Annotated in this window: 10 protein-coding genes and 2 tRNA genes; 6 read left to right on the top strand and 6 right to left on the bottom strand. The window is 29.2% G+C overall.

Annotated features, from left to right (window positions below; genetic code table 11):
* The first annotated feature begins 8 nt into the window (after positions 1-8).
* Positions 9-581, top strand: a complete 573-nt coding sequence (locus tag C7N71_RS04600) for a TetR/AcrR family transcriptional regulator (protein WP_105987961.1) — start codon at positions 9-11, stop codon at positions 579-581.
* A gap of 32 nt (positions 582-613) precedes the next feature.
* Here the strand turns inward: C7N71_RS04600 and C7N71_RS04595 are convergent, their stop codons facing one another.
* The gene (locus C7N71_RS04595; RefSeq protein WP_105987960.1) at positions 614-2527 is read right to left on the bottom strand and encodes an ABC transporter ATP-binding protein/permease; all 1914 of its coding nucleotides are present in this window, start codon (positions 2525-2527) and stop codon (positions 614-616) included.
* Positions 2528-2838: 311 nt separating this feature from the next.
* Here C7N71_RS04595 and C7N71_RS04590 point away from each other — a divergent pair, with 311 nt between their 5' ends.
* Positions 2839-4083, top strand: a complete 1245-nt coding sequence (locus C7N71_RS04590) for a GH25 family lysozyme (RefSeq protein ID WP_105987959.1) — start codon at positions 2839-2841, stop codon at positions 4081-4083.
* A 100-nt stretch (positions 4084-4183) separates the two neighbouring features.
* Here the strand turns inward: C7N71_RS04590 and C7N71_RS04585 are convergent, their stop codons facing one another.
* From C7N71_RS04585 to C7N71_RS04570, 4 genes are all read right to left on the bottom strand, one after another.
* Positions 4184-4906 (bottom strand): hypothetical protein, encoded by a 723-nt coding sequence (locus C7N71_RS04585; protein ID WP_105987958.1) that lies wholly within the window; start codon positions 4904-4906, stop codon positions 4184-4186.
* Positions 4907-5101: 195 nt separating this feature from the next.
* A tRNA-Asn gene (locus C7N71_RS04580) sits at positions 5102-5173 on the bottom strand.
* Positions 5174-5210: 37 nt separating this feature from the next.
* Positions 5211-5282 (bottom strand) — tRNA-Asn (locus C7N71_RS04575).
* A gap of 131 nt (positions 5283-5413) precedes the next feature.
* Complete coding sequence (locus C7N71_RS04570; RefSeq protein WP_105987957.1) at positions 5414-6163, bottom strand: SGNH/GDSL hydrolase family protein; 750 nt, start codon at positions 6161-6163, stop codon at positions 5414-5416.
* A gap of 181 nt (positions 6164-6344) precedes the next feature.
* Here C7N71_RS04570 and C7N71_RS04565 point away from each other — a divergent pair, with 181 nt between their 5' ends.
* The 4 genes from C7N71_RS04565 to C7N71_RS04550 all read left to right on the top strand — a co-directional run bounded on the left by C7N71_RS04565 (position 6345) and on the right by C7N71_RS04550 (position 11443).
* Positions 6345-6710, top strand: coding sequence for a nuclear transport factor 2 family protein (locus C7N71_RS04565; protein WP_105987956.1), 366 nt, complete (start codon positions 6345-6347; stop codon positions 6708-6710).
* Positions 6711-6819: 109 nt separating this feature from the next.
* Positions 6820-8358, top strand: coding sequence for a Ppx/GppA phosphatase family protein (locus tag C7N71_RS04560; protein WP_105987955.1), 1539 nt, complete (start codon positions 6820-6822; stop codon positions 8356-8358).
* Positions 8355-10490 carry an RNA degradosome polyphosphate kinase gene (locus C7N71_RS04555; protein ID WP_105987954.1) on the top strand — a complete coding sequence of 712 codons (2136 nt, stop codon included), beginning with the start codon at positions 8355-8357 and terminating at the stop codon, positions 10488-10490. Before C7N71_RS04560 ends, C7N71_RS04555 begins: the two co-directional genes overlap by 4 nt.
* A 2-nt stretch (positions 10491-10492) precedes the next feature.
* The gene (locus tag C7N71_RS04550; protein ID WP_105987953.1) at positions 10493-11443 is read left to right on the top strand and encodes a Ppx/GppA family phosphatase; all 951 of its coding nucleotides are present in this window, start codon (positions 10493-10495) and stop codon (positions 11441-11443) included.
* A gap of 36 nt (positions 11444-11479) precedes the next feature.
* Here the strand turns inward: C7N71_RS04550 and C7N71_RS04545 are convergent, their stop codons facing one another.
* On the bottom strand, positions 11480-11935 hold the full coding sequence (locus tag C7N71_RS04545) for a hypothetical protein (protein WP_105987952.1): 456 nt from the start codon (positions 11933-11935) through the stop codon (positions 11480-11482).
* Positions 11936-11977: the final 42 nt, after the last annotated feature.

Below are 11977 nucleotides of genomic sequence, written 5' to 3'. Positions count from 1 at the left end.
ATTTATTAATGGCTAATTATGAAGCTAAAAGGCAGCAAACAAGGCAAAACATCATCAATAGTACTATTATGATTGCACAAGAAAAGGGATTAGAGAAAGTAACTGTTAGTGATATTATTAAGCAATCACAAATTAATCGCAGTACTTTTTATCGATATTTTGAAGATAAGTTTGCTTTAATTAATTTTATTGAATCCAACATTTTAAATGAAATTAAAATTAAATATAGTGTTTTCAATAATTGTAGTAATGAAGATTTAAAACAAGGTAAACCTCAAGACATATTTATTCGTTCATTCTTAAATATTATTGAGAATAATCATGAATTATTATCTTTTTTATTAAGTGAAAAGGGTGATTTTGAATTTAATTTTCAATTAGTCCATTTTTTTGAATCCATTATTAAAAAATCTTTGAATAAGAATCCAGATAATTTTGATGACAAAAGAAAGAAAATATTTGCTTTTTATTGTGCAGTTGAAGCGATTGGATTAATTTCATTTTGGGTTCATAATTTTGATGATTATTCCAAAAACTATATATATAATTTTATAAATAAAGACATGTGGTATGTAATGTAAAAAGGATGCTCATAATTGAGCATCCTTTATTTTTATTCAGCACTTAAACTTTCAATAGGATCCAACTTAGCACCTTTATTTGCAGGTAGAATTGAAGCTAATAAATTAATAATGATTGAGATTACAATTCCAAAAATTGCATTGCCAGGAGTAATTTGAATGATTGAGTATCCAATTGCTCCATCAACAGCAGAGTTAATACCAAATTGTAATAGGTAACCAACTATAACTGATAGTACTGATGAGAATATTCCTAATAAGACTGCTTGAGATACGAATAACATTCTAATGCTACCCTTGGTTGCACCTAATGCACGAAGAATCCCAATTTCTTTAGTACGTTCAGCAACGCTGATGTAAAGTACAACAATAATCATAATTGCTGATACTAATAATGAAATTCCAGCAATTGCAGCCAATACATAAACAGCTAAGTTAATGTAAGTGTTCAATGTAGAAATAATTGAACCAGCACCAGAAACGTTGTATGCTTTTTTATTATTAACTTTCATAGCGTTAATCTTGTTTTGTACTGGAGTAACGTTACCGACACCGCCCTTAATTTTGGCATCAATAAAGGTAGTGGTCATCTTAATTTTATTATCATTCAATGCCTTTTTTACAGTGTTATAGGTTGTAATTACAAGCGGAGATTGTGAATCATAGATTCCAGCAATCTTAAAATCTTTAGTTACTGGGAATGGACGGCCGTCTTTTTGTGCAGTAAAAGTAGTTTGTACTTTTTTACCAACTAATGACTTATAGTCTTTTTTATTCAAACTTTGTGCGGTTGTTTTATTAATTAGTACTTCATTATCTTTGGGAGTAGTACCTTTTTTGATATTACTACTATTAATGGTAGAAGCGCTGGTTGTTAACATTTGACTTTGTGCATTTTTCTTACCGTATTTAAATTGAATACCACTCGAAGCATATCCCTTTTCAGCAGAAGAAATATCTTTAACATTTTTAATTCGATTAATATCCGATTCCTTAAATGATGAATGATTATTTGAATCTTTATGTTGAATTTGCACACTATTAGGATTTACTTGCGAGTATATTTCATGATTAATATAACCACGAACTCCATTTCCTAAACCAAGCATGAAAATAACGGAGAAAATTCCAATCATTCCACCAAAGATGATTAATAAATTACGTTTTAAATTATACTTTAAATTATCCCAAGTCATTTTTAATGTAGAACCAAATGATAAGGATTTAGATTCTAAAGTTTTATCTTGTTGTTCTGGAAATTTATCACGAAGATTTTTGTCTTGATCAATTTTACCGTCAGTCATGTGTACAATACGAGTTCCGTATGCTGCAACTTTATCTGAGTGGGTAACAGTTAAGACTAATTTACCTTCTTTGGCAATATCTTCTAGAATTTGAAGAATTTCTTCAGTGTTTTGTGGGTCTAATGCGCCTGTTGGTTCATCGGCAATTAACATTTCTGGATCGCCAGCTAATGCACGAGCAATTGAAACACGTTGCTTTTGTCCACCTGATAATTGGTTAGGATGTTTATGCATATGTTCCTTTAAACCAACTTTGGTTAGTAATTCTTCTGCTCTTTTACGTTGATCACTCTTCGATAATTTGGTCATTTCTAATGGTACCATTACATTATCTAGGAGTGTTAAATGACTGATTAGATTAAAACTTTGAAAAATAAAACCGATGGTATTACGACGATATTCATCTAATTGTTTGTCAGTTTCATGTTTTAAAGATTTACCATTTAGTAACACATCACCAGAATATTTGCTATCTAATCCACCAATAATATTCATGAGGGTTGATTTACCACCACCAGATTCACCTAGGATGGAAATCATTTCACCTTTGTTAAACGCTACATCAATACCTTTTAAGACTTTAAATTCATCTTTTCCTAAGTAGTATGATTTTTGGATGTTCTTTAATTCTAAGAAGGACATCTTAACACTCCTTTCATTTTCCTATATAAAAGATTGTAACAACCATTATATTAACGATACAAAAATATACAATCATCAACTTTGATTAAAGTGTTGCATTTTATAGCTTTTAACATAATTAAAGTAATTGTTATCGATATGTTAATTATTTAAGGACATTTTTGAAATTTAAGAAAATAAAATTGTTATATTTTGTAATGTTGTCATATCATTCTTGCAATATTTATCCTTTATACTATCAGTTAGTATTGATATTAGAGAATAATAAATAGGGGTGAATTATATTGATTAAAAAGAGGTCAATATTTATAATGTTGGCAACTTTATTTGCATTGTTATTTTGTGTAGGTTTTGCTAATACAAATAAAGCACATGCAAGTAATAATCGAGTGTATGATCTATCCGAATGGCAAGGTAATTTCACTGCTAAAAAAGTGAAAAAATTAAAACATGAAGTTCCATTTGTGATTTTAAGAGTTCAATATGGTAGCTCATATCGTGATAAGACTTTTAACAATAATCGTAAACTATTAGAAAAATATGGATTGCCTTACGGTGTTTACTCATTTAGTAGATATTCAAGCGCAGGCGCTGCTAAAAGTGAAGCTAAACATTTATACAAATTGGCACCTAATGCCAAATTTTATGTTAACGATTATGAAATGGCTTCAGTAAAATATGGTAGTTCTAATAATGCTACTAAAGCTTGGGTTAAAGCATTACGTCCGTTAGTTGGCGGTAAAAAGATTTTATTCTATTCATACCAACACTTTATGTTGCAACATGCATCAAAAGCATTAAAATATTATGATGGTTACTGGGTTGCAGCATATCAAAGCAAAAAACCTTCCGTAAATAGTGTAATGTGGCAATATACTGATCGTCACTATTCCAATGCATTAGGAAAGAAAATTGATGCTAGTTTACTAGGTAAGGGCAAAAATTGGTTTATTGGGAATGTTGAACTGCCAGTCGCTAATAAAGGTGATAATGCGAGTAGCAAATCAACCAACGCATTAGTTCCAGATAGCCAAAAAAAAAGTAGACCTGTAAAAACTCAAGGTAGCGTAAAATATTACAATAGTAATTTAAAACTTACTGTTAAAGATAATGCTAACTTTAATTTTTATAACCATTTAGGTGAAGATACAACTTATAGTTCTAGAAAACGACTACATTTAGTTAAAGATTATAAAGCAGTTACTCTTTTTGCTAATAAAAAGGGAGTTACTAAAAATGGTGATGTTTACTATCGTGTAACTCGTCATGGTAAGAGCATGGGTTGGATTAAATCTAATTCTGTAGAAAATTACATTGATTATAAAAGTGCTGATGAAGAAAAAACAATAAAAGCAGATGCTACTGGCGAATTTAATGAACATGTAAAAGGTAGTCATTTTGCAGAAAATAAAGCACTAGGTAGCGTTCAAGATTTAGCTGGTAAGAAAGTTAAGATCATTGGAGAAGCTAAAAAGGTTGGTTGGAATACCCATTATTATCTTGTTCAATATGAAGGTAAAACAATGGGATGGACTTATCAATCCGTGTTCGAATAAAATATAAAGAAGCTTTGATATAGCTACCTAAAAAAATAGGATTTACGTTAATTTTCAACGTAAATCCTATTTTTTTAGTTTTAATGTAAGAGGAAAATAATTAATTTGGTTTATTATCGTATGCGATTAGTTTTTTGGCGGTATTAAATTTTTTGTTTTCATAATGGCTTAATTTCTTATTTCTATATTTTCTAACAATTTTAATAGCATCGATTAGTTTTTCTCGCTCTTTGTTATTTAAAATTTTTTCATGTAAATTTGCAGGCAATTCAAATCTGCTATCATCTTCAATAATCCTATTATATTTATTTGTTACCACTTTTAAGGAATAAGTTCCTGAATATTTATCATTTTTAAATACATTTACAACAAACATGTTTGGTTTTTTAGTTATTAATTTAAACTTCATATTTTGATAAGGTAGCGCATCTCTTAAAGCAGAAACTGCATCCGTAAATGATTGTAATTTTTTATGATTTAAATTTATGATTTTCTTATCATTATTCTTTTGAATTTTTACAGTGTTATGTTGAGCTAAAGTAACTTGATAGACCATTAATTGACCTACATCATTGTAGTATTTAATTTCATAACCATTTTTTATTTTACCATTGTTCTTGTAACTAGAATTTTTGGAGTTTGTTTTATGGTATTTCATAACTACTTCATAAGCATCTTTACTGTTTTTAATTTTTCTAGCAGGGGTAGTTTTTGCTACTGTTGTTAAAGAAGAATTATTATTTGATGCATGAGTAACCCCTAAAAAATTACATAAAATTAAAGCTGCTATTATTCCCAAAAAAGTAAAACTTTGCTTATTCACTATGATCGCTCTCCCAAAAGTTTTATTCATTTTTCATTATGAACTAAAAACAATTAATTTAAAGTCGCTTGCTCTTTTTTATGTTTTTTATTGAATATAAATTTAATATAAAAAAGATGCAAAGACTTTTGAAGAATTTGCATCTAACTTCAACCAAGTATTGTTAAATACTTAGTAATATTTCGATTAATAAAACTGCTCCAGCTGGACTCGAACCAGCAACCTTCGCATTAACAGTGCGCCGTTCTACCATTGAACCATGGAGCAATAAATTACATTAAAAATGAGAGAAATAAATCTCAAACTGCTCCAGCTGGACTCGAACCAGCAACCTTCGCATTAACAGTGCGCTGTTCTACCATTGAACTATGGAGCAATATTTTTCAGAAGAATTTTTATTTATCTCCTTGGATAATATATTACTATATTTTAATTTTAATGCAAGTGTTTTTTAATTATTTTTTAATGGAAATAAAAAGAAAACGATGCTTAATATCGTTTTCTTTTTTATAATGCAAACATTTGATCTAAATTTTTAACAAAAATTGGCGTCCATCCATATCGATAACCAGCACATGTTGGATGGACATCATCTGCCATAAAATATGGATTATTATGATTCATTTTTTTTATTTCATTGTTGTTCCAAACATCAATGATTGCAAAATGCCACTTCTTTTGCAATTCAAATAGTTTTTCACGCAATAATTCATATCCAGGATCAGGTTTTCTTAAGCAAGTATAAAATACGGTAGGACAATCCCAATTGTTTTGTACGTATTCTATGATATATTCAATTGCACCAATGGTAGTATTAATATCGAAGTCTTCTAAATTATATGAATCGCTAATTTTTCCAATTGGCTTTTTCTTACGTTGATCATTAGTTGATAATTGACAAGCAAATAAATCAATATTTTCATTAGTGTTTAAGTTGTTTTTCATTCTTGAAACATATGAGGATGTTTCTTCGCCAGCTAAAGTAGTACCACTAACAGCTTCTTTGATAGTGTTAACACCATGTTCAATATTTAAAAAATCGACAAATGATTTTCCTTTGGAAGCTAGGCCATAAGTTATTGATGACCCTAGAAAAACCATCTTTTTACCATTAATATTACTATCAACAAAGAATTCTTTTGATGGCATGTAGATATCTTTGTTGGCTTTTCTTAATTGCATACTTTTCTTGGAAAGTTTATATAATATTGCACTGGCAAATGTAAAAATAGCTGTTTTAATAAATCCGTTTTTCATATTTAACTCCTTTACTGATACTATACGTCTTTAATAATTGGATTTATCATAACGGCATTATTGACTAATAGCAATTGATGTAACAAAACCTTAATGATAATGAAAAATATTTTTACTTACATAAATTATTTTTTTCAGTTATGTTATTTACGTAATAATAATGTAAAGGAGAATTCTTTAAATGGATAACAAACAAATAGTACAAAAATTCTATAATGAAGTTTTTATGAACGGAGATTTATCTAATTTAGATAATTTGATGAAAGATGATTATATTCAACATAGTCCGGAGGTTAAAAATGGAAAAACAGGATTTGTTGAGTTTATCAAGTTATTTTTAAAATTAGACCCTAAAATTGATATTATTAATCTTAGCGCTGATCATAATTACGTTTACGTATTTTTTAAATGTACATTAAATAACGGTCATATTAATAAGGTTTGCGATGTTTATCGTTTAGAAAATAACAAGTTAGCTGAACATTGGGATATTATTGAAAAGAATGTTGAAGATGTAAAAACAGCTAGTGGAAATCAATTATTTTAATTAATTATTAGATTAGGTTTTTAAGTAAACCTAATCTATTTTTTTATATTATTATAAAAATAATATGATAAAATATATTGTATATTTGATAATAACAGGAGGCTTATAGATGCCAAATGAATATAACTTTTCAGCAGTTATTGTGATGGGTTCGCAAAACATTTATGTGCAAATCGTTGATATTAATAATGCATCATTAATTGAAAATGCTCATTATGACATCGATTTAGGGGAAGATGTGTTCTCAGATCGATTTATTGCTGGAGATACAGTAAACGAAATTGTTTCTTCATTAGAAGTTGTAAAAAATTTATTGCTTGATTATCAAGTTTCTGATTATCAATTTTTTGCAACTAATGCATTTCATGAAGCACGTAACTCTGAATTTGTTCGTGATCAACTACAAAAACGAACTAATTTTGAAATTAATTGGATTAGTCAAAGCCAAGAATCTTTATATCGTAATTTAGCAACTAATTTTTATTTGAAAGATTTTAAAAAAATTGTGAGAGATAATACATTATTAATTGATATTAGTTCAGGAAATATTGAACTAATGGGTTACAAAAATGGTGATTTTATTTACTCCAAGACTTTGAGCTTAGGTCCTTTACGAGTTTATGAAACCATGAGCGATGTAAAGCCTGACATTTCAAATTTTAATGAAGTTTTGCATGATTACATTGATAGCCAATTGTTAGAATTTGTTAGATTATTACCCAATATTGAATCTACAAAAAATGTTATTTTATTAGGTTCTTCAGTAACAATTTTGAAACTACTTTTTGGCACTAATAAAGATACTAACAAACTAACAATGAAAGATTTTGATAATTTATACCATAAAATGCGTCGAGTAAACGATCAAGAATTAACTCATCGTTATAAAATAGATGAAAATGACTTATCACAAGTTGTTCCATTAGTTACTATTATTCATGAGTTATTAGATCGACTATCTGTTCAGAAAATATGGTTATCTAGTTTGAAATTTATTGATGGTTTGACTTGTGAACTGATTGAAGATAAACAGGAAAATAATATTCAACAGATGTTAAATAATCAGACTTTAGTTTCAGCTAAAAACATGGCTAAACAATATAATGTTGAGCCTAAACATCAAGCAATGGTTGAAAAGTTTGCCTTAAAACTTTTTGATAGTTTGGAAGACATTCATGGTTTAGACGACCGTCAAAGATTATTATTACAAGTTTCATCAATTGTTGATGATGTGGGAAACTTCGTAAATAATTATAATCACTATGCACATTCTGAATATGTAATTAAGAATTCAGAAATTCTAGGTTTATCTAACATTGAATTAATAATGGTTGCGATGATTTCTAGATATCATAGTCATTCTGCAACTTCATCGATATTTAAAATGTTAGATAAGCTCAGCATTTCGGATCGAATGGTTGTTATTAAATTAGCAGCAATTTTAAGGATTGCTGATTCATTAGATGCTAGTCGATTACAAAAAGTTAGAACGATTGATATTAATTTAGATGATCCAACTAAATTGATTATTTATGTAACTACTGATGATGAACTAACATTAGAAACCCTTAATTTAAATAGAAAAGGTGCTTTCTTTGAATCTGTATTCGGAATCAAACCTATTTTAAAAGGAGAAATTAGACAATGAGTTTCAACAAACCAGAATACTTCAATAGTCGTGAATTAAGTTGGGTTGATTTTGATAAACGAGTCCTTGAAGAAGCTAATGATGCCACTAACCCATTATTGGAAAGACTAAGGTTTTTGGGGATTACTCAAAGTAATCTTGATGAATTTTTTAATATTAGGGTAGCATCTCTTCATAAACTAATTTCTGTAGGATATGAAGGTACTGATTCAGCTGGGCTTACTGCTGCTGATCAATTAAGTGGTATTTCACATAAAGTTCATGAATTAGTTAGAAACCAATACTCAATTTTGTTTAATGATTTACTACCTAAATTATCACGTGAAAATATTAATATTGTAAAAATGAGTCAGGTTAATCAACGCCAAAGAAACTTTTTAGATGAATATTTCCACCAAAGTCTTTATCCAGTTTTAACTCCGCTAGCCGTTGATTCATCAAGACCATTTCCTTTCTTAGCCAATAATACTTTGAATATTGGCTTAATGATTACTAAAAATGATAATGTTAAGGATGAATCTTTTGCGACCGTTCAAGTACCAGATGCTTGCCCAAGAGTTATTAAGCTACCGGGTGCAGAAAATGATTTCATTTTGTTAGAAGAAGTTATCAAATATTTTATTAATGAACTTTTCGTTGGTTATCGAGCTCATGACATGGCTTGTTTTAGAATTACTCGTGACATGGATGTTGAAGCTGATGAAGATACATCTGATTTAATGAAAGAAATTAAGCATGACTTAAGGAAACGTGAATTTGGACCAGTAATGCGTTTGGAAGTTGAAGCTGGCATGAGTCATCAAATTTTAGATTTATTATTAAGTGAATATAAAATTGATAAAGAAGGTCTATATGTAGTAGATGGCCCAATTGATTTAAATTGTGTTAACAAATTGATCAAACAGGTTAACGGTCATAAAGATTTATTATTTGAAAAATTTACGCCATACATGCCTAAAGTGTTACGTAATCAAACTATGTTTGAAGCTATTTCTAAGAATGATATTTTTGTTAGTCATCCCTATGATTCTTTCCAACCAGTCATGGATTTTATTAGCCAGGCGGCACATGATAAGCAAACATTAGCTATTAAAATGACGATTTATCGTGTTTCTGCTAAATCACCAATTATTAAGGCACTAAAAGAAGCTGCACAAAATGGTAAACAAGTTACTGTTTTAGTTGAATTAAAAGCTCGTTTTGATGAAGCCAATAATTTACATTGGGCAGATGAACTAGAAAGAGTTGGCTGCCATGTTATTTATGGATTAGTGGGATTGAAGGTTCACTGTAAACTGGCAATGGTTGTTAGACAAGAAGAAAACGGTATTAAACGTTATATGCATATGGGAACCGGTAACTATAACGATGTTACCGCTAAACTTTATACTGATATGGGAGTATTAACTTGTAATCAACAAATGGGAGTTGATGCTACTAATATTTTTAATATGTTATCTGGATTCTCTCAACCTCCATATTTCAATGACTTGTCGATTTCTCCGGATGGAATTCGCAATTATTTGATGCATATGACTGACAAAGAAATTGAAAACGTTAAAATGGGTAAAAAGGGATTAATTCAAATGCAGATGAATTCCTTATCTGATACTCAAATGATTGAAAAATTATATGAAGCTAGTGCGGCTGGAGTAGAAATTCATTTAATTGTTAGAGGAATTTGTAACTTACGAGTAGGCATTCCAGGAATTTCTGATAATATTACTGTTCATTCAATTGTCGGACAATTATTAGAACATCGTCGTTTCTATTATTTCTATTCTGATGGGGACGAAAAAGTATTCTTATCCAGTGCTGATTTAATGAATCGTAATTTAAGTCGTCGAGTAGAATTAATGTTCCCAGTATTAAATAATAATATCAGAGAGCATTTAATAAATATTTATAAGATTTTATGGAACGATAATGTTAAATCTAGACAATTACATTCTGATGATACTTGGACACATGTGAGAAATGATAAGAAACCTTTGAATTCACAAAAGTATATGATTGATAATCGCAAAAAAATATCAGATAATTTATTTAAAAAATTATTCCCTAAGAAACATGTTAATCAACAAAAGACAAAGTTTACCCCAATGCGTAAGCCTAATGAAAGGAAGCGTTAATTTTGCAACATTTAGCAGTAATTGATTTGGGTTCTAATTCAGTCCGATTAGCTGTTACAGAAATCAAAGAAGATGGTTCATTTAAGAATATTATTGAAAGAAAAGAACCAGTAAGACTTTCTGAGAATATGGGTTCTGAGATGATTTTAAAACAACCAGCTATTGATCGTACCATTAGAACTCTAGAGTCATTCACGGAAGATTTTAAAGATTTAGAAAATGTCCATTTAAGAGCAATGGCTACTGCTGCTACTAGAATGGCAAAAAATCAAAAAGAATTTTTAGCAGAAGTTAAAGCTAAAACTGATATTGATTTAGAAGTTATTACTGGAACGACTGAAGCTTATTATGATTATTTAGGGGTTATTAATTCTTTACCAGTCGTCAATGGAATCATTATGGATACTGGTGGTGCTAGTACTGAATTAGTATTAATTCAAAATAGACAAGCTGTTAACATGATTAGTTTGCCATTTGGGTCCGTAACCCTTTCAGAAGGTAATATTGATCCGGATGTGCCAACTGCTGGTCAAATGTTTAAAACACTTGATTATTTAAATGAAATTTTTAATGATATCTGGTGGTTATCACGTGGAACTAATTTACCAATTATTGGTTTAGGTGGTTCTAATCGTACATTAGCTAAGATTAAGCGTCGTCGTGATAAAGATCGTAAACATTGGGATGATATTCATGGCTTCCATTTGTCTAATCGTGAAGCCAAGAATATTTTCTTAATGCTACTAAATGATAATTTAGAAGAACGTAAGTTAGTTCCAGGAGTTTCTAAAGAACGTGCTGATATTATTATTGGTGGGCTTTGTCCAGCTATGGAAATGATGAGAAGATTAAATTCTGATCGAATGATTTTTGGTAAACAAGGATTAAGATATGGAGTTCTTTATGAATATTTAGATAACTTAAGAAGTGCTGGAAAAATAAATCAAAAATAGTAAATAAAAAGAAGCAACTTTTACAGTTGCTTCTTTTTATTTTTCATGTTGTTCCTTAACATGTTCAGAAATATTTTGATAAAAACTTTTTTCTAAATTAGATTTACCAGAACTCTTAAATGCTTGCCAGCTACCTACTAAATCAATACTAAATAATACAATTCCATCTGGAATTAAGAACTCTTTATCAAGTGTTCTTTTCAAATCCTTTGCGATTTCTTTAGTTCGGTCTAATACCTCAAATTCATTTTCATCAATAAATGATGATTCAAATTCTTTTTGATATTTATTTAGAAAATTGCTCATAACATCATTTAGTTCATCATTGTACTTTTCAATAAATTGTCTTTTTCCATCTTTATATGTGTGATATTTATCATCAGCTAGAAAAGATAACTTAAACCACTCTGTATTACCATCTCTGGATTCAATATAGGTTAAGTCGGGATCATTAAATTCATTGAACATTTCTTTAATTAACGCAATTGCCATATTGTTCGAACCTCTTAACTTAAAATATCTTATATTAATATA

Origin of the sequence: Apilactobacillus timberlakei, assembly GCF_002993965.1 — a bacterium.
GTDB classification, from domain to species: domain Bacteria; phylum Bacillota; class Bacilli; order Lactobacillales; family Lactobacillaceae; genus Apilactobacillus; species Apilactobacillus timberlakei.
The sequence above is the reverse complement of the archived record's forward strand: the minus strand, read 5'-3'. Positions and strand labels throughout refer to the sequence as shown.